The 18,576-nt window shown below is 49.6% G+C and carries 16 protein-coding genes; 11 read left to right on the top strand and 5 right to left on the bottom strand.

Annotated features, from left to right (window positions below; translation table 11 throughout):
- The first annotated feature begins 168 nt into the window (after positions 1 to 168).
- The 10 genes from glgB (at position 169) to AC286M_RS16250 (ending at position 10,807) form a co-directional block, all read left to right on the top strand.
- Positions 169 to 2,463 carry a 1,4-alpha-glucan branching protein GlgB gene (gene glgB / locus AC286M_RS16295; RefSeq protein WP_488205391.1) on the top strand — a complete coding sequence of 765 codons (2,295 nt, stop codon included), beginning with the start codon at positions 169 to 171 and terminating at the stop codon, positions 2,461 to 2,463.
- A gap of 196 nt (positions 2,464 to 2,659) precedes the next feature.
- Positions 2,660 to 4,606 (top strand): mechanosensitive ion channel family protein, encoded by a 1,947-nt coding sequence (locus AC286M_RS16290; protein ID WP_488205390.1) that lies wholly within the window; start codon positions 2,660 to 2,662, stop codon positions 4,604 to 4,606.
- Positions 4,607 to 4,989: 383 nt separating this feature from the next.
- On the top strand, positions 4,990 to 5,316 hold the full coding sequence (locus tag AC286M_RS16285) for a hypothetical protein (protein WP_488205389.1): 327 nt from the start codon (positions 4,990 to 4,992) through the stop codon (positions 5,314 to 5,316).
- Positions 5,317 to 5,423: 107 nt separating this feature from the next.
- Positions 5,424 to 6,407, top strand: a complete 984-nt coding sequence (locus AC286M_RS16280) for an SH3 domain-containing protein (protein ID WP_488205388.1) — start codon at positions 5,424 to 5,426, stop codon at positions 6,405 to 6,407.
- Between the two features lie 210 nt (positions 6,408 to 6,617).
- Positions 6,618 to 6,881 (top strand): photosystem I reaction center subunit PsaK, encoded by a 264-nt coding sequence (psaK, locus tag AC286M_RS16275; RefSeq protein WP_488205387.1) that lies wholly within the window; start codon positions 6,618 to 6,620, stop codon positions 6,879 to 6,881.
- A 211-nt stretch (positions 6,882 to 7,092) separates the two neighbouring features.
- On the top strand, positions 7,093 to 7,425 hold the full coding sequence (psb28, locus tag AC286M_RS16270; RefSeq protein ID WP_488205386.1) for a photosystem II reaction center protein Psb28: 333 nt from the start codon (positions 7,093 to 7,095) through the stop codon (positions 7,423 to 7,425).
- 98 nt (positions 7,426 to 7,523) lie between these two features.
- Entirely contained in the window at positions 7,524 to 8,051 is a 528-nt protein-coding gene (locus AC286M_RS16265) for a MogA/MoaB family molybdenum cofactor biosynthesis protein (protein ID WP_488205385.1), read from the top strand.
- Between the two features lie 78 nt (positions 8,052 to 8,129).
- Entirely contained in the window at positions 8,130 to 8,741 is a 612-nt protein-coding gene (locus AC286M_RS16260; RefSeq protein WP_488205384.1) for a DUF3177 family protein, read from the top strand.
- 50 nt (positions 8,742 to 8,791) lie between these two features.
- Positions 8,792 to 9,088, top strand: coding sequence for a DUF7734 family protein (locus AC286M_RS16255; RefSeq protein WP_488205383.1), 297 nt, complete (start codon positions 8,792 to 8,794; stop codon positions 9,086 to 9,088).
- 396 nt (positions 9,089 to 9,484) lie between these two features.
- Entirely contained in the window at positions 9,485 to 10,807 is a 1,323-nt protein-coding gene (locus tag AC286M_RS16250; protein WP_488202758.1) for an IS701 family transposase, read from the top strand.
- A 2-nt stretch (positions 10,808 to 10,809) separates the two neighbouring features.
- Here AC286M_RS16250 and AC286M_RS16245 read toward each other — a convergent pair whose 3' ends face one another.
- The 4 genes from AC286M_RS16245 to fumC form a co-directional block, all read right to left on the bottom strand.
- Positions 10,810 to 11,199, bottom strand: coding sequence for a hypothetical protein (locus AC286M_RS16245; RefSeq protein ID WP_488205382.1), 390 nt, complete (start codon positions 11,197 to 11,199; stop codon positions 10,810 to 10,812).
- A gap of 702 nt (positions 11,200 to 11,901) precedes the next feature.
- A complete protein-coding gene (locus tag AC286M_RS16240; protein WP_488205381.1) occupies positions 11,902 to 13,308 on the bottom strand; it encodes a DEAD/DEAH box helicase in 1,407 nt (468 codons plus the stop codon).
- A gap of 88 nt (positions 13,309 to 13,396) precedes the next feature.
- Positions 13,397 to 14,710 carry a 30S ribosomal protein S12 methylthiotransferase RimO gene (rimO, locus tag AC286M_RS16235; RefSeq protein ID WP_488205380.1) on the bottom strand — a complete coding sequence of 438 codons (1,314 nt, stop codon included), beginning with the start codon at positions 14,708 to 14,710 and terminating at the stop codon, positions 13,397 to 13,399.
- A gap of 648 nt (positions 14,711 to 15,358) precedes the next feature.
- Entirely contained in the window at positions 15,359 to 16,771 is a 1,413-nt protein-coding gene (gene fumC, locus AC286M_RS16230; protein WP_488205379.1) for a class II fumarate hydratase, read from the bottom strand.
- 201 nt (positions 16,772 to 16,972) lie between these two features.
- Between fumC and AC286M_RS16225 the strand changes: the two genes are divergently transcribed.
- Positions 16,973 to 17,281 carry a hypothetical protein gene (locus AC286M_RS16225; RefSeq protein WP_488205378.1) on the top strand — a complete coding sequence of 103 codons (309 nt, stop codon included), beginning with the start codon at positions 16,973 to 16,975 and terminating at the stop codon, positions 17,279 to 17,281.
- Between the two features lie 77 nt (positions 17,282 to 17,358).
- On the opposite strand, the gene AC286M_RS16220 is transcribed toward AC286M_RS16225, so the two are convergent.
- On the bottom strand, positions 17,359 to 18,435 hold the full coding sequence (locus tag AC286M_RS16220; protein ID WP_488205377.1) for an acyl-CoA dehydrogenase family protein: 1,077 nt from the start codon (positions 18,433 to 18,435) through the stop codon (positions 17,359 to 17,361).
- Positions 18,436 to 18,576: the final 141 nt, after the last annotated feature.

Below are 18,576 nucleotides of genomic sequence, written 5' to 3'. Positions count from 1 at the left end.
GTCTCATCACATCACATACACTAAACCTAAGAGGGTTTAGGAAAGTTTACACATCGATCTACACTAACGAGAAATATTTAATTTTTTTGCCGTGAATTGATTATTGCTTGGCTTAAATCGCTTGAATTTCAATTTTTGGACTTGCTGTTTAGATAGGACTGATAACTTATGCCAGCTACCGCTGCCCCCGATCAAGTTCAACGTATCGTTGAAAATCGCCACCACAATCCATTTGAAGTACTAGGTTCACACCCAGTTGGAGAAAACGGCAGTCGCCGTTGGGTGGTGCGAGCCTATTTGCCGGATGCAGAAGCAGCGTGGGTTATCCATCCAGAGGATCGCAACGAGTATCCAATGGAGACGGCTCATCATCCCCACTTTTTTGAATGTGAGATCACGACGCCCAACTTGTCTGCCAACTATTTAATCCGGATTAAAGAAGGCGAACATGAGCGCGTCATTCATGACCCCTACGCCTTCAAAACGCCGCTCTTGACGGATTACGATATCTATTTATTTGGCGAAGGCAACCACCACTACATCTATGAAAAGATGGGGGCGCACCTCGTCAATATTGAAGGCGTACAGGGAGTTTACTTCTCTGTTTGGGCACCGAATGCCCGCAATATTTCAATCGTGGGCGACTTCAACAACTGGGATGGCCGCAAGCACCAGATGCGCCTGGTCAACGGTGGCGTCTGGGACTTGTTTATTCCCGGTCTAAAGGAAGGGCAAAAGTACAAGTACGAAATTAAAAACGAAGCGGGACATCTCTATTACAAATCTGATCCCTACGGATTTCAGCAGGAAGTTCGGCCCGATACCGCGTCCGTCGTGGCCAGTCTTGACTACACCTGGAAAGACAACGACTGGATGGAAAAGCGGCGGCATTCTAATCCTCAAGAAGAGCCGATTTCAGTCTATGAGGTTCACCTGGGATCATGGCTGCATGAGAGCTTGGACACACCCACTCCCAATGGCGAACAGCCTGTCCCGATCGATCAAAAGCCCAACACTCGCTTTCTGACCTATCGAGAACTGGCCGACCGCTTGGTGCCCTACGTCAAGGAACTAGGCTATACCCACATTGAAGTTTTGCCCGTTGCTGAGCATCCCTTTGATGGCTCCTGGGGCTACCAGGTGGCGGGTTACTATGCGCCCACCTCGCGCTTCGGCAGTCCGCAAGACTTTATGTACTTTGTCGATCAGTGCCACCAAAACGGCATCGGCATCATCGTGGACTGGGTGCCCGGTCACTTCCCGAAGGACAGCCACGGTTTAGCCTTCTTCGACGGCACGCACCTATACGAGCACGAAGATCCCCGTCGAGGTGAGCACAAGGGATGGGGCACCTACGTGTTCAACTATGCTCGCCATGAGGTGCGCAACTTCCTAATCTCCAATGCCCTGTTTTGGTTTGACAAGTACCACATTGACGGCATTCGAGTGGATGCCGTCGCGTCTATGCTGTACCTGGATTATGACCGCAAAGATGGTGAGTGGGTCGCCAACCACTATGGCGGCAACGAGAACCTGGAAGCAGTTGACTTCCTGCGTCAGCTCAACTACACCCTGTTTGGCTACTATCCCGGTATTCTCTCCATTGCGGAAGAATCCACCGCTTGGGCTAATGTGTCACGACCGACTTATTTGGGCGGCCTAGGGTTCAACTTCAAGTGGAACATGGGCTGGATGCACGACATGCTGGACTACTTCAGCAAAGACCCGCTCTATCGCCGCTATCACCAAAACAACGTCACCTTCAGCATTTGGTATGCCTTCAGCGAAAACTTTATGCTGGCCCTGTCTCACGATGAGGTCGTTCACGGCAAGGGCAACCTGATTCACAAAATGCCGGGAGATGAATGGCAAAAGTTCGCTAATCTGCGATCGCTGTTTGCCTACATGTTCACTCACCCTGGTAAAAAGACCCTATTCATGGGTATGGAGTTTGGCCAAACCAGCGAGTGGAACGCTTGGGGCGACTTGGATTGGAGCCTGCTTCAGTACGATCCGCATAAGAAGATGAAGCAGTTCATGAGCGACTTGAATGCGCTGTATAAGCAGGAATCATCGCTGTATACGGAAGATTTCTCCCATGATGGCTTTGAGTGGATCGACTGTAACGATGCCGAAAATAGCGTCGTTTCCTTCTTGCGCAAGGATAAACACTCCGATGATTTCTTGGTCACGGTCTGCAACTTCATGCCCCGTCCCCACTATGACTACTGGGTTGGGGTACCCAAACCTGGATATTATAAGGAACTGCTCAACAGCGATGCCCAGAAGTACGGCGGTAGCGGCGTCGGCAACTATGGCGGCAAAGAAGCACACCAGTGGGAGCATAATCCCCGCTGGCCCTATGCTCTCAGCCTGACGCTGCCACCATTGGCGGTCACCGTGTTCAAGCTAGACGCTGAGTCGGTGAAAACAATTACAACTGAGGCCGAACCCCAAGCATAAGCAGGCTTGCTTTGTCCTTAAAAGGCATTGCTGCCGTAATACGGCAACAATGCCTTTTTATGTGTCGAACGAACGTTTTTGAGGTGCGGCAGAGCCGCACCTCAAAAACGTTCCAACCAATATGGCTATCCCATAGCATGGAACTTTTCTTAGAATATGGATTCAAACTGAAAAAACAGTTGCTCAGAAGTTAATTGTGTTGCGCTTTTACTACTCATCTCGGTCTGCGCGTGCTGTAAGGCAGCGGCAGCAGTTTCAATTCCGCCTGATCAGCCGTTTAGTGGCGGGTTGTTTGCTGCTGCTGATCGGTGTAGGCTGGCTGCAACCTGCGATCGCACAGCAGCCCGTCGGCCAAGCGCCACTGATTGAACGGCTAAATGACGTTCTAATTGACGACAGCTCCAATCCAGATGAAGCCGAAGCCAGCGATGAAACCAATAGTGCAACAGAAGCAGAAGAAGCGGTAACCAATCAAAGCGAACAAGCTTCTGTCATCCTCAACGACGAGATTCTGTTTGAAGTTGCCACAGCAGGCGAATTACGAGCGGCGGAACGGGCCAGGATCTACGAGCTGCGGCTGATGGAAGCGCTGAATGAAGACAATCCGCCAGCCCCCAGTGATATTGTTGTTGGCTGTCAGACCGCAGGTGAAGCAACCATTACCATCATTAATGAAGGCAGCAAAATTAAAACCGCCTGTGACGCAGCCGATGGCAGTAGCGCCACCGTCATTGGCATCCGCGATCGCACTTTCGGCGGTGAACCAACCAGTACCATCGATTCCGTTTTAGTCACCGTCACGCGAGAAGATTTAGCTGATGCCACCAATCCAGACCCCAGCGCGATTCTCGACCTTGCCTACGAGTGGCAGTCTGAGATTCAAGAGTTCATTACCTATAACAATCGCGGAGTTATTACTGGCCTGCTGATCGCTGCCGTCACCATTATCATCGCCTTTGCGCTGGATCGAGGCTGCCAGCGAGCGATGGATCAAGGATTACGTCCGACACTCTATCGGTTGATTCAGTCGGGTGAGGAAGCGGCTGACACTCAATCCACTAAAGAACTCAATCTTATTCTCAAGGCGATTTTGCTGCTGATCCGGACTGGCATCTGGTTAGCGGCGTTTTTGTTTGTCACCAATCAATTTGCCCTAACGCGGCGGTTGAACGACCAAATTCGGCGTATCCTCCAGGCCAGCTTGACTTCTGACGTGCTCAACTTAGGCCAAAATCCGCTGTCGCTGCTCGATATCTTGCTGATGATCGCAATGGTCTTTGGTCTAGTAATTGCCTCTGGCACCGTCACCAACGTCATCCGGCGGCGCATTCTGAGCCATATTACCGGGATCAATCGCGGCCTACGAGAAGCGATCGCAATTGTGATCAAATATGGTTTTATCACCATTGGCGTGATTATCCTGCTGCAAATCTGGGGAATTGACTTCAGCTCTCTCGCCATTCTGGCTAGTGCACTCAGCGTTGGTATCGGTTTTGGTTTACAGGACATCGCCAAAAACTTTGGCAGCGGTCTAGTTCTGGTCTTCGAACGCCCGATCCAAATTGGCGATTTTGTCCAAGTGGGCGAATTCATGGGCACTGTGGAACGCTTGGGCGCTCGCAGCACCGAAATTAAAACCCTCGATCAGGTTTCAATCATCGTGCCCAACTCCCGTTTTCTCGAAAACGAGGTAATTAACTGGAGTCATCGTAACCCTGTTTCGCGCCTACGCATTCCGGTTGGCGTTGCCTACAGCTCTGATCCCGCCGTCGTCGAATCGGTGTTGATCAAAGCTGGACAAGAGCACCCCAATACCCTAGCCGTACCCGCTCCCCACGTCTTTTTCACTGAATTTGGCGACAGTTCACTCAACTTTGAGCTACTGGTTTGGATTGCCGAACCCGCTAAACAAGTTCGCATCAAAAGCGACTTGTACTTTGCCATCGAACGCTCTCTGCGAGAACACAATATCGAAATCCCCTTCCCGCAACGCGACCTGCATGTGCGATCGGGCACGCTCCCTTTAGAACTCCCCCCCGAACTCCAGCACTGGCTTAAAACGCAGCAGTCCAAACAACCAGACATCAATGGTCGCAATTCATCCGATCTGTCGGGTTTGAATGATGTTCAGTCGGAGAACTAAGTTTGAGAAATAATGCCAGTTCTACGAGTGAGCGCGAAGGTCAGGATTGGGTACTGGGTACCGGGTGCTGGGTACTGGGTATTGGGCTTTGGGTACTGGGTATGTAGGTATTGGTGTTAGAGATTAGGTTGGAGGGGCGGAATATTTGGCATTGGCTGTTCGGTTCTACTTAGCATCCATACCTAGCACCCAAAACCTAGTACCTAATACCCACCCACCCACCTACCCGACTGTCCCAATCCACATTCCAGTTACAAAACCGACACAAAAAATGAGGCAAAATCGAATTACTTACATAGAATTGAGGCTGAACTGTGGGCTGATGGGTGCAATTAACCTTCTACGCATTCCGTCAAATCCCAACAATGTGTGAGTGAGTGATAATGACACCTCAAGTCTTGACTTCAAATGGGGGTCGAGCGGCGGTTCCAGCTTCAATCCGCCAGCCGTCCTGGTACTCCCAGTCTCAATTGCCATCGCGTTCAACTCTGCCAACTCTTCGCTTCTGCCCGCCGCAACCAACCGACGAGCCAGACTCACCTCAACTTGAACCACAGCGATTGTCCTGCTACAAACCCAGTCACCGCGATCGCTTTCTTCAACTCCAGGCTGAAGCCGATGTGCTGCTGAATTATCTTAAGCAAGTCAATCAGCATCGTCTCCAGCAAGAGTCTGTAGAGTCTTCACGGTCTTGGGAGATGGGGGATTAGGAGAGTAGGCGCGATCGCAGTTTTGCTTCAATCGGTTTAGTTAACGGAATCGGCCTTTGTTGGATTGAAGTTAAAGATAACGCCTCATGATTCACGGATTCTTATCTGTGGACAAGTTAACCATGAATAAAGCTGGACTTGCGACCATTTGTTTTCTTGTTGTTGCTGCGTCGGGAGTGGGTGCTGTCACTGCTTGGCGACAGCAAAATCCGATTGCCGAGATTGGCGGCCCAACTACAGAAGTGGGCGATAAATCTGATGATGTCGATCCAGGTCAGATAGGCAGCGATACAACTGACACCAGCCAGGTCACATCACCGGACGATGCTCAAGCCTCAGATGAAGAGACCGAGACTGACTCAAAGCCTCGCTTATCTGCCGAAGAATATGAGCGGCTACGTGATTTTCCCCATCGTCCATTTGAGCTAAAGGACGAAGTTCCCCCTAGTAGCGACTTTGCCAAGTTTCGTCAGGAATTTAAGCGTGCGATCGCAGATCGAAATGCCGAGTTTATTTTGCCGCTGCTGCCCCGCTACGATACGGGAGAATTAGCCTTTGGCTTTGGCTTAACTCCGATAGATGATTTAAAGCTTGATCAACGCGATAGCTGGTTTTGGTCAACGCTAGAGAAGGCCATGCAGTTTGGTTGTGCGGATGTTCCGGCTGCTGATTTAGGATATGAGACCGCTGGTGATGTCGTTTGGGTGTGTCCAGGGACGACCATCGCGTTTGAGCAGCAATATCCAACCCCGCCAGATGCTGAAGGAATTGACCACTACTTCAATAACCTGATGATTCTTGGCGAAAACGTGAATTTGCGATCGCAACCGTCATTAGACAGCGATGTAATTGCCCTGCTCTCTAATGAAGTTGTCAGCTCCTACAGCGAAGGCTGGGAATTGATTCACAGCCAAACTAACGAAGGTGAGCATCGCGATCCGATGGATAGCTGGACTCCGGTCGAGATTGCCAACGGCAAGCAAGGCTTTGTCTATAGCCGCTATGCCTATGCACCACTCGATCCACGCCTCGTGTTTGGTCGCACCGATGACGGGAACTGGATCATTCTGCAAATCCCCGCCGGAGATTAATCCAACGCCTTGAAGCAAAGCCCTTTGAGCTGCGGCAATGCGGCAGCTCAAAGGGCTTTGCTTCAAACCACATCACAACGGTAAGAATTGCTAACTTCCATTAAGTCTTGCAACAAGCAATTATATGAAATTCACTTTTGGTCAAAGATGATGACTATCGGTTCACTCATGGCTGATATAGGCTTATTTGGACTAATAAGGAGTTTTAACTTGATTTATCTAACATCTTTACTGGCAGCAGTTCCCCATACTCCCGCTTGGAACCCTAAGGTCGCTGCTGTAATGATTATCTGCAACATCATTGCGATCGCAATTGGCAGACTCACGATTAGGTACCCAAATGCTGATCCTCAACTACCGTCTCCGGAACTATTTGGAGGCATGGGTTTACCAGCGCTTTTAGGTACGGCCAGCTTTGGTCACTTGCTAGGAGCAGGTGCCATTCTAGGCTTGGGTTACTTAGGTATCCTCTAAACTCCAATCCTGAGCAATTTCAAATCTGGTCATACAGGATCAACAGATTTTAGGGACGGCATGGGCAGTATGCCATCCCTAAAAAAATTGCGGATTTCATATCAACCCTTAGAAAGGCTGTGGCGAAAGGTTTTGCCACAGCCTTTCCGTATCTCGCGCATATGATGAGAAGATATAAAAATTGTATGTACAAATGTGACGTGATATTGCTATGGCAGAAATTCAATTTACAAGAGGTGTGGCTGAAGATACTGTGCCTGATGTGCGGCTAACCCGTTCGAAGGATGGCACCAACGGAACGGCAACATTTTACTTTGATAATCCAACAGCATTAACGGATGAAAATAGTGACATTACCGGCATGTATCTAGTTGATGAGGAAGGAACCCTCTCAACGCGGGATGTCAACGCCAAGTTTGTTAACGGCCAGCCCACTGCAATCGAAGCAGTGTATGCCATCTTAAGTCCTGAAGAATGGGATCGCTTCATGCGGTTTATGGAGCGATATGCGGAGGAAAAAGGTTTAGGATTTACCAAGAGCTAGTTCAATCCGAACTGAGCGCTCACTATAAAATGGTTTGAATTGGGAAGGACGTTCATGGAGCGTCCTTTCGTTTTGCGGTCGATACAGAAACATTTAGAATGAGCCATTCTCCGACTCCCCACGCTAATCCGCAACCGTTAGCCGTTAGCTGTGCTGTCCTCACTGTCAGCGACACTCGCACTGTGGAAACGGACAAAAGCGGACAGATTATTCATCAACTACTGGGGCAGGCGGGGCATCAAATTGCTGATTATGTTGTCGTCAAAGACGAACCGCCACAGATCGTAGCTCAGCTTCAAACGTGGCAGGAGCAATCCATTCAAGCCGTGATTTGCAATGGTGGCACAGGTATTGCCCCCCGCGATACAACCTATGATGCGATCGCACAATTATTGGATAAAACGCTACCCGGTTTTGGCGAACTGTTTCGCATGTTGAGCTATGAGCAGATTGGCTCCCGCGCCCTGGCATCCCGCGCCGTAGCAGGAGTTTATGGTGCCCAGTTAATTTTCTCGCTGCCTGGCTCTAGCAAAGCGGTACAGCTCGGTATGGAAGCCTTGATTTTGCCAGAACTGGTTCACCTGGTGCGTCAGCTTAATCCAAATGGGTTTCATGACGAGAAATGAGCATGAAGATGCGATCGCAAGATAGGATGGGGAGTGCGATTAAGACTAACGCTGATGACCCTTTAGCTTTCAGACCTGATGAACATTGGTTTTTTGCAAAATTTAGACATTCTACGTCCCATCGTTTGGACAGACTATCGGCTCGCTGTGCTGTTTACTGTCATTTTGCCGCTCGTCCTACTCCTCTGGGCGTTTTTGCAAAAAGAAGAGGCCATGCAGACCCTGCTGGTTATTTACTGGCGAGTTGCTAGCCTACTTGCAATCACGGTTTATCTGATGATTGGGGGGCTGAAGATCAGCTTCATTACATCACTTATGGCGCACGTCTTGATCCTGATTGCGCTTTGGTTCTGGATCGATCTGAATGACGAAATTCGGGAACACAGCCCCAGTCCGCTCAAGCTTGTACTCACCTCCTGGCGCTGGGCGATGACGTTTTATAGCAGCATCAGCGCCGTTTTGGTGGCGCTATTTCTGCCCTGTGCATTTTCAGCTCAGGTGTTTGCTACCGAAGCCTGCCAGGTTTGGTTTGAACCGCCCTTACGCTACAAAGAGTTCTTCCACGCGAATTCAACCTACGCTGTCCTCGGCTTTACGGGCATTCTGGCGCTGGTCATTTATCTGTTTTACCTGTCCTACTTTGTTGTCTTTCGCTTAGGACGGCAGGGACGCTCTGCGACGAATCAATGATTTTTAATGATTTTTTAGGTTGGGTTTAAGGTTGGATTGAGCGGAACAAAATGCGATCGCAAGTAGAACGCCTGGAAGAATATACGCGGCTGTATCCGGCTGAGGTGCTGTTAGTCACGGCAGAAGTTGACGATGAACCTGATCAAATCATGATCTATCGGGGCTTTTCTAGTTCTCTCATGCGTCCAACTGCCGCTGATCCAGAAGTTCCAGTTCTGCCCGATACCGCTGAGGTTACTTCAATCGATCGGCTACAAGGCCCCTATCAACCGCACAATCCAACCTATATCGAGTCAGACTTGACCCAGCAAGATATGGAAGCACGACTACAGCAGGCTGGACTTTAGGCATACCGTTAAGTTTGCGGAGAGTAGCTTGCTGAGAGTTATTTTCACCTCAACCCAATACGTAAATGAGGGCGGGTTTAGCCGTCAAGCTATGCGTCTAAATCATAAACTGACAAACGAAACCCGCCCTTACAATAGGGTTTATTTGTGTTAGGGATGTCTTCAAATCTATCGTCGAGATTCGTCTAATCGCTCTGGATTAAGTAGGTTGGGGTAGAAAAACTACGCCATATTGAGATTTGCAAACAACTCGAAGGCTATAGCCATCAATCGGTTTGCCTTTTGTTTACATTCAGTTACACAGATGCAGGTTTCAGCCCGTACCTACTTATCGCTCTTCAATGACTCTAGGCAGAGATAAATTAGAGTAAAAGGGCTGAATGGTAGAGAGAATCAATGGTAGCTCCCCGACAAGCCAAGCCAACCGTCCGGTTCATCGATGAATATTGTGACTATTACCAAGACTTGTTTGCAGAAGTCAGAAGCTTTGAAGCCTTTAAGCATCTGCATGTCGGGATGATATCGGAAGTCAAGCGTAAGTCGCTACCAACCATTGCTAAGGTTACAGGACTACCCAATGCTCAGTCATTACAACAGTTTTTAGTCAGCTCACCTTGGCAGGCTAAAGACCTCAGGCAACGACGCATTGAGCTGATTTTAGGTCTCTTAGGGGGACAAAAATTGATCCTAGTCATTGATGAAACGGGCGACCGCAAAAAGGGACAGACCACCGACTATGTGAAACGACAGTACATCGGCAACTTAGGTAAGATCGAAAACGGCATTGTTTCGGTGGATGCTTATGGGGTAATTGACAATTTGACCTTCCCGTTAAGTTTTAGAATTTACAAGCCGAAAGAGCGATTAAAAGCAGGAGACTCTCATCACACCAAACCCGAAATTGCGGCAGCAATGGTTCAAGAACTCTGTGAATTGGGATTTCAGTTTGAACTTGTTTTGGCCGATAGTGCCTATGGAGAAAGCGGCAGCAGCTTTGTGCGGACATTACATCAATTAGAGCTCCCGTATGTGTTGGCTATTCGCTCAAACCATGCGGTGCTCTTGCCCAAAGAGCAACGGGTCAGAAGCAATCGCTGGCGTCAGTATCAGCGAACATTGAGTGATGGTCGTTGTGAAACTCGCTTCATTCGAGAGATTATTTATGGCCAACGTCGTTCCCAGCGCTACTGGGAATTGACAACGGATCCACAAACGTTACCTAGCGCGTCAACCTGGATGGTGATGACGTGGGTTAAGGACATTTCTTACCACCAGGTTGGAGACCTCTATGGTCTAAGAAATTGGGTGGAATATGGTCTCAAGCAAAGCAAAAATGAACTGGGCTGGGCGGACTTTCGCGTCACCGACTATGCTGTAATTGAAAAGTGGTGGGAAGTCGTGATGAGTGCCTATTTGATGGTCACCTTAAACACCCCCCCGATGCGTCCTCAGGGGGCGATTCCACCGGAACAGGATGACTCGATTGTGGTGTCTTCGTTCACGCAGCATTCAGATTGGAATATGGGCAACGGATGGAAGAACTGGCTCAATAACCTACGGTTAATTCTCTTGCCTTGGGTGAGTTCAAATCGTTTACAACCTTGGCTGGACGTGTTTCCGATTCCCGAACTGGCGCGAGGTTTTCAGATGCTCATCCGGCTCATGAATCAATTTCGGGGAGTTCCAACTACAATCCTACAAAATATTTCCTCTGCCTAGAGTCATTGAAGAGCGTTATTAACGCCGATTAATCGATTCCACAATGAATAGGGAACTTGATCTTTGGGCACAATGAAGTCGTTCTTCTGAACATTAATATTACCCATACCCTTGAATTCTTTGCGCTCTGAATCATTCAAGTTGATATAAGCCGATCCTTGCTCCAAGCGGGCACCCGGATGAAGAACGGGAATTTGCCGTAAATCGTCGCGTGAAAAGTCTTGCATACGTTCGTGTAGTTCCTTAATGTCATCAGCGGTACGGTCAAACCGTCCAGGTTCTTCCGTCTGAGGCCCGTGGTTTTGACCAGCCATCGGATCGGGATTTAAATCGTTTTGCCACTGATCAGATTGCTGATCGTTGGGGCGACCTTGTTTTTCTACGGTTGCCATATCGAATCTCCAAATTGTCAACATACAACTCTGTTAGGCGTACAGAATTTCTGTCGCGCCGTAACTTAGTTGATTGTTTAAATGTTGTTAGTAGGCTTAAGCTAACTGCCTAATAACGTGCAGTCATCTGTACAGCTAGCATTTGAGAAACCTACTCTTGTGGTGAGTGAATTTTCTCGATCTTAAGAGTTCGTTAAACACCACACGCCTATCATCCGGGGGACTTCCCGTTCAGACTGTCTCTATCTCAACAATGAGATGGCTTGTCGGCGCTCTTCTTAAACCACTGCACTTAGTCGCTTTTTTCACTTACTAGAACAAGCTTATGTATGTACTCTCTTATGTACTGTCTTCTTTAATTTAGGCAATATAGTGATTCCAGTTAAGAGTGAGAAAGCGAGAGAGGAGAGTGCCTCAGGATGAGGCACTCTCCTCTCTCGTTCTTATCTAGAACCGCTATAATTTCAACTACCTAATTATTGCGAGATGAGCAGAGAGAATTTTGGCCAATAAAGTGCGATCGCAAGCAACGCCCCACGCTTTCCCCATACCAAACAAGCTTCGAACTAGAGGAATAACGTAGGCTTCAGGGCCTTTAAAACTCAAAGTGAGGGAATTCCTTAAAAGAACTCCCTCACTTTTTAGTTTTTAGTTAAATGACTGAAGCCCTTTGTCAGTTACACGTTCTTGTACAACGATTGACTATGACTTGGACGATACGGACTTTGGCTTGCCCTTGCTTGGACTGCGCTTGCTAAACTTCTTCTGAGGTGCAGGAGTCGATTCGTCCTGAGCATCCGGTTGCATCCGCATCCAGGAGGGCCGAGTTTGATCGTAAGCCATTTGTAGTGCCGCAGCTGCGATCGCACGCAGGTCGTATTCCTCATTTAACTGCGACACAATCGGCAAGAAAGACGCCATCCGCTCACCAGTAATCGCATCGCGGATCTGGCTTTGCAGATTTTCTAGGTGACGCGCTGCGATCTCTGCCCGAGTTGGTACAGGTAGAATCTCTACTTTTTGCTGCACATGGCGCTCAATCCGGCGCATGATTGGCTTATCAAGCGGATGCAGGATCGAGATTGCCGTTCCTTCTTTGCCTGCCCGACCTGTTCGACCAATCCGGTGAACGTAGTTCTCGTTGCTATCGGGCAAGTCAAAGTTGATCACGTGAGTGAGATCATCCACGTCTAAACCTCGCGCAGCGATATCGGTCGCAACCACCCAGCGAACCTGACGCTGACGGAAGCGGAGCAGTAAGCGTTCCCGCTGGGGCTGCGTCAAATCACCGTGATATTCATCTACGCTGTGTCCAGCAGCCTGAAGCTGACGAGTGAGATCAGCGGCAGTGCGACGAGTTTTCACAAAGATGATGGCCGATTCTGGATCTTCCATTTCCAAAATGGGTTGGAGTGTCCGAGACTTTGACCAGCCGCGAGGAACAACATAGCCTACTTGACGAATCCGCTTCGGCGTCGTCTTGGCATGTTCAACCGTAACCGTTACGGGTGACTGCAAAAACTTGGTCGTCAACTCACGAATGGCTGGAGCCATTGTTGCCGAGAAAAACGTAGTTTGTCGCTCAGCCGGAGCCTGACTCAGAATATCTTCCACATCTTGAATGAAGCCCATGTTCAGCATTTCATCAGCTTCATCTAGCACCAGGCAGCTCAGCTTATCTAGCTTTAGCGCACCTCGGCTGAGTAGATCGAGCACGCGACCGGGGGTGCCGACGACGATTTGAGCGCCTTTGCGGAGGCGGCTGATCTGCCGATCGATGGACTGACCACCATACACCGTCATAATGTACAGACGACGATCAATATTGAAATCCCGCATCGACTGACAAACCTGCATGGCCAGTTCGCGGGTGGGAGTCAAAACCAGTGCCTGTACTGCACCAGAGTTGACATCAACCTGTTCTAGCATGGGCAGCGCAAACGCTGCGGTCTTACCCGTACCTGTTTGGGCCTGTCCAACGACATCGCGACCGGACAGTAGGTGGGGAATAGCTTCGGCCTGAATCGCAGTCGGGCTAGTAAATCCAATCTTCTCTAGATGATTTACGCGCGCATCGGATAGACCGAGACTTTTGAATGAAAGGGTCATGTGTTTTTCTACTCTTGAGTTTGTAATCGATCAAAAAAGTGCTTCGAACCCGTTTCAAGCTGACTTCGAAGCCGCTGCGATTCAGACGCTAAATAACCACACCATGCAGATCATAGATATCTGCATCTTGAATCTGAACCGACACAATGGAACCGAGTCGTGCCTGTCCTTGGACGTACACAACTCCATCTACATCGGGGGCAAATCGCATTGAGCGACCGACAAGTTCACCTGTCGTCGGATTTTCTTGCTCAATCAATACATCAACGGTTTTGCCAATTTCAGCCTGATTTTTCCGTAGCGAAATCGGTTGCTGAATCATCATCAGCTCATCCCGGCGGGCATCCATCACCGCCTGGGGAAGCTGATTCGGCAAGCTATAAGCGGGTGTTCCATCTTCTGGTGAGAAGGTAAACACACCTACATGATCAAATTCATGGCGCTGAATAAACGCTTTCAAATGCTCAAAGTGCTCATCTGTTTCACCGGGGAAACCGACAATCAGCGTTGTCCGCATCACCGCATTGGGCAGCGCCGTTTTGATCTGTTCAATAATCTGGTCATTAACTTGTCCCTGCCAGGGGCGGTTCATCGCTCGCAGAATTTCAGGATGAGAATGCTGGAGCGGCAAATCTAGATAAGGCAAAACGTTCGGGACGTTCTGAATTGCGTCTATGACTTTGGGAGTCAAACCCGTTGGATAGGCATAGTGCATCCGAATCCACTGAATATCAGTTTTGCCCAAAGCCTGCAACAGTTCCGCTAGCTTCGGCTCACCGTACAAATCCAGACCATAGTTGGTGGTGATCTGGGAAATAAGAACTGCTTCTTGAACGCCTTCCGCTGCAAGTTGCTGAACCTCAGCCACGATGGATTCGATGGGTCGAGATCGCTGTTTCCCTCTGAGATGAGGAATGATGCAAAAGGCACAGCGATAATCACAGCCTTCAGCCACGCGCACATAGGCCACACCTTCAGTCGTTGTACGGTAGCGAGGCACAGTTTCATCAGCGATGTAGGTTGGCTCAGCCGAGACGGCTTTTACCCGTTCACCCGCTTGCGCCCGCTCAATGACGTTGACGATGCTCTGATAGTCGCCTGTACCGACAACCGCAACAGCTTCTGGAATTTCCGCCAGCAACTCATCCTGGAAATGCTGCGCAAGGCATCCCGTAATCACAATTTTCTTGTTGGCTTCGGCCAGATTGACCAAAGTCCGCACAGACTCTTCTCGCGCTTCTTGAATGAAGCTACAGGTATTGACAATCACATAGTCCGCCAAATCCTCATTGGAGTCCACCGCATAGCCAGCCTTGACCAGCAAGCCCAGCATGTGTTCGGTATCCACTCGGTTTTTTTCGCAGCCCAAATGAGAGATGGCAATGGTTGGAAGATTTCCCATGAACGTTGGCAACAGTATCCAAATAGTTTCAGGTCAGTTCAAGCTTAGGTCAGATTCGGATTCAACCTTGTCGAACCATTATCGAGGCTCTTCGGAGCCATTTCACTCAACGTTAAACTTTCAGTCATCCAATGAGTGAAATCTCAAACCTAGCGTTAACAGCGATAAGGTAAAGCACCTAAGCTTACTCGAAGCGATCGCACCGACGTTAACTGAAACTTGTGGGATAAACTTCACTCCCAGAAATGGAAGCTGTACCAAGCGTACCAACGACAGTTACGTTCGCAATGGCTATCTTAACGCACAATCGATAACATAACTACACAATCTGACGAGAATTTCCCAAAAGTAGGTCAGGATTTCCCAACAAACTACGCATTAAACCCTACCCGGTATCGCGGAATACTGTGAAGACAAGCAGTTACAGGTAGCGAGCTGTCTTCCTCTATTCCCTCAAGATATTAATTATAAGGAGTGAGAGGGGGACGGGTCAGATGGGTGATGGGGCAACACGCCATCACTCCTTATCAACTTCCTTGACTCCCTCGACAACCCTTCCCTTGCATCCGGTACGTTTCGGCTTCGCTCAACACACCCTTACGACTCCCTAGATTCCCTTTATCGCCCTCTACAGCCTCAAATTCCCTCTCACACCATCTCCTCTGGCCGCACTAATCGATCAAAATCCTCTCCCGTTAGCAAACCTAACTCAACACAGGCTTGCCGCAAGGTGATTTGCTCAGCGTAGGCTTTCTTCGCAACTTTAGCGGCATTGTCGTAGCCGATATGAGGATTGAGCGCTGTGACCAGCATGAGCGAGTTTTCGACAAAATGCTGAATTTGGGAGCGGTTCACCTGTAGGCCAACCACTAGATGATCGGTAAACAAGTCACAGGCATCGGCCAGCAACCGAATTGAGTTGAGCAGGTTGAAAATCATCATCGGCTTGAACACATTGAGTTCAAAATTGCCCTGAGTGGCCGCAATGCCAATGGCCGCATCATTGCCCAAAACCTGAACGCATACCATCGTCATCGCCTCGCACTGAGTTGGGTTTACTTTACCCGGCATGATCGATGATCCCGGCTCATTGGCAGGTAGCAGCAACTCCCCCAAACCACAGCGGGGACCTGATCCCAGCCAGCGCAGGTCGTTGGCGATTTTCATCAAAGAACAGGCTAGAGTTTTAAGCGCACCACTGGTCATTGCGATCGCATCATGGGCTGCCAGTGCTGCAAATTTATTCGGCGCACTGACGAAAGGTAAACTCGTCATCTGGGCAATTTGGGCCGCGACTCGATCGGCAAATTCGGGATGAGTGTTAAGCCCGGTGCCAACTGCCGTACCGCCAATTGCCAATTCATAGAGATCCGGTAAGGTGTGCTGAATGCGAACCAGATCCTTATCTAACTGATCGACATAGCCGGAAAATTCCTGCCCCAGCGTCAGCGGCACTGCATCCATTAAGTGAGTGCGGCCAATTTTGACAACTTCCGCATACTCCTGCTGCTTCTCAGCCAAAGCGTCCCGCAGTTTCGTCACCATTGGCAGTAGATGATGATGAATTTGCTCCACTGCCGCAATGTGCATTGCTGTGGGAAACGTGTCGTTAGACGACTGGGACATGTTGACGTGATCGTTGGGGTGAATAGGATCTTTGCTGCCCATTGTGCCCCCCGCTAGCTCAATCGCCCGGTTGGCAATCACCTCATTACTATTCATATTGGTTTGCGTGCCGCTGCCCGTTTGCCAAATCCGCAGCGGAAAGTGACCGTCAAGCTGGCCGGAGATCACCTCATCTGCTGCCTTCAGCATTAGCTCCGCTTTTTCCGGCGCAAGCTTACCTAAATCTCGATTTGCGATCGCAGCCGCTTTTTTCAAAATGCCCAGTGCCCGGATCATCTCGCGGGGCATGGTGTCATGACCGATAGCAAAGTGAATCTGCGATCGCTGGGTTTGTGCGCCCCAGTAGCGATCAGCGGGTACTGCAATTTGGCCCATGCTATCTGTTTCAATCCGGGTCTCAATTTGGGCCTCTGCGGGAGATTTAGCGTCGGTCATGACTGTAATTTTGCACGTTGCGCTTGACTTAACCCTGGCATTTTAGCCTGCATCTCCTCCTTACTACGCGATCAGATCCATGACCAGCGAAAGACATGCCTGAGTTAATGTCCCCTCCTCTGAAAGACTCATGAAACCTGGGGTCTGAAATAAGGTGAAACCAATGCATATTCATGCACCGTTAAGGAGGACGCAAATAATATGGCAGATAAACAAAATCGCAATATGCCCGGTAATCCGAAGGAAGCAGAGCCAGGTCGTGGTGCCCCCGGTAGTCAATGGGGTGTACAAACAGCTCAACCCACTGATGTGAATCCTGCCGATACTAAAATTCCAACTGACGAGCATGTTGACGAAAATGTGCAGGATGTCAGAGCTGAAGCCGAACAGGAAAAAGGCAGCGGCATGAAAACGACGGACGGCTATGTGATTGACGAAGCCGGTCGTTTAGATAACTTTGCCGTTGAGCCACCGATGTATGTTGAAGGCGAAGATAAGCCAAAACGATAATTCTGCAGAAGAATGCGACAAAAGCCCGCACTTGGTGCGGGCTTTTGTTGCATAGTCTCCCAGATGACTCGTATCACCTAATACCGCTTAGCCAAGCGATTCAGCGTCGCTGCCATCACATCAGTTGTTTGACCAAACACCGTATAGGCTAGGGCTTCACGATAAACCCGCTGGGCTGGATGATAACTGTAATTGGCTGATCCCCGCGAAACCGCAACGGCTGCCTGGGCACAGCGAACCGCCAGTTCAATCGCCCAAGCTCTTAGTTTCACTCGCTGGGCGAGTTCAATATTGCCAGCCTGTGCCGCGTACATTTGCTGCCGACAGGTGCGAACTTCTTCATCCAGCGCTTGCCAAGCAGTGGCTACACACTCGGGCCGCTGACGCTGCACGGCAGCCATGATATTGAGGCCAGCACGGGCGCAGCCAATCGCAAAAAAGCCGTGATTGAGCGCACCACGCCGATCTTTTTGAGCCAACCAGTCAGCGGGATGAACCGCCACGACATAGTCTTGAGGAATAAACCAGTCCGCGATGCGGGCTTTGACGGTTTGAGTTGATCCCATCGCCGCAAGCTGCATGGGAGGACTGAGTTCAATGCGGCTGGTCGTAGACTGAGTCACGCTAGCCAGCGGGACCAGCCCGAGAACAAACTGACCATCCGGTAGCTGTGCCCCCAGGATAAATTCCCGAAAACACTGATAGCCCGTCACCCACGGCACTTCACCCGAAACTCGAAATCCACCTTTAACCGCTTTGGCTCGTACAGAAGGCGGATCGGTACGGCGCAGATGAGAGTATCCAATACCAAGCAAGATTTGGCCAGAGCTGAGATAGGGCAAATAGGCTTTCTGTAACGGTTTATTGTCGCTGTACTGCAGCATTTGAGACGCGCTTTGGTGCTGGGTTTGCAGAAAGGCCAACGCGCCTGAATAGGTTGCCACCTTTTCTTGAAAGGCCCAAAAGGTCAGGGGATCAACTTCGGGCGCGCCCCAGCGGGTTGATAAGCGTAAGGCGAGTAAGTTGCGATCGCCCATTTGTCGCAGCGCAGATTCCAGCTCACGCGGATCATGATCCAGCACTCCAGCATAGGGCGCAACTTGTTCGCGCAGGTAAGCATCAATCTGCTTCAAAAATTCGGTTTCGACTGTCACCACTCGGTCTTGGTTACAATAAACAGCTTTATAGCCTTTCTTAGGCTACTGAGGTACAAGTTATTTTTTGAAAGCCGCGCGGAGCGCGGCTTTCAAAAAATAACTCACTCTTTATTAGCGCAAGAAGCGCTTTACATCGTT

The organism is Thainema salinarum CENA647, assembly GCF_057732415.1.
The sequence above is the reverse complement of the archived record's forward strand: the minus strand, read 5'-3'. Positions and strand labels throughout refer to the sequence as shown.

What these genes read in the sequence shown, in the direction of transcription:
- glgB (WP_488205391.1), top strand. Translation starts at nt 169, where the DNA reads ATGCCAGCTACCGCTGCCCCCGATCAAGTTCAACGTATCGTTGAAAAT.
- AC286M_RS16285 (WP_488205389.1), top strand. Translation starts at nt 4,990, where the DNA reads ATGACACCTCAAGTCTTGACTTCAAATGGGGGTCGAGCGGCGGTTCCA.
- psb28 (WP_488205386.1), top strand. Translation starts at nt 7,093, where the DNA reads ATGGCAGAAATTCAATTTACAAGAGGTGTGGCTGAAGATACTGTGCCT.
- AC286M_RS16265 (WP_488205385.1), top strand. Translation starts at nt 7,524, where the DNA reads ATGAGCCATTCTCCGACTCCCCACGCTAATCCGCAACCGTTAGCCGTT.
- AC286M_RS16260 (WP_488205384.1), top strand. Translation starts at nt 8,130, where the DNA reads ATGAACATTGGTTTTTTGCAAAATTTAGACATTCTACGTCCCATCGTT.
- AC286M_RS16255 (WP_488205383.1), top strand. Translation starts at nt 8,792, where the DNA reads ATGCGATCGCAAGTAGAACGCCTGGAAGAATATACGCGGCTGTATCCG.
- AC286M_RS16250 (WP_488202758.1), top strand. Translation starts at nt 9,485, where the DNA reads ATGGTAGCTCCCCGACAAGCCAAGCCAACCGTCCGGTTCATCGATGAA.
- AC286M_RS16245 (WP_488205382.1), bottom strand. Translation starts at nt 11,199, where the DNA reads ATGGCAACCGTAGAAAAACAAGGTCGCCCCAACGATCAGCAATCTGAT.
- AC286M_RS16240 (WP_488205381.1), bottom strand. Translation starts at nt 13,308, where the DNA reads ATGACCCTTTCATTCAAAAGTCTCGGTCTATCCGATGCGCGCGTAAAT.
- rimO (WP_488205380.1), bottom strand. Translation starts at nt 14,710, where the DNA reads ATGGGAAATCTTCCAACCATTGCCATCTCTCATTTGGGCTGCGAAAAA.
- fumC (WP_488205379.1), bottom strand. Translation starts at nt 16,771, where the DNA reads ATGACCGACGCTAAATCTCCCGCAGAGGCCCAAATTGAGACCCGGATT.
- AC286M_RS16225 (WP_488205378.1), top strand. Translation starts at nt 16,973, where the DNA reads ATGGCAGATAAACAAAATCGCAATATGCCCGGTAATCCGAAGGAAGCA.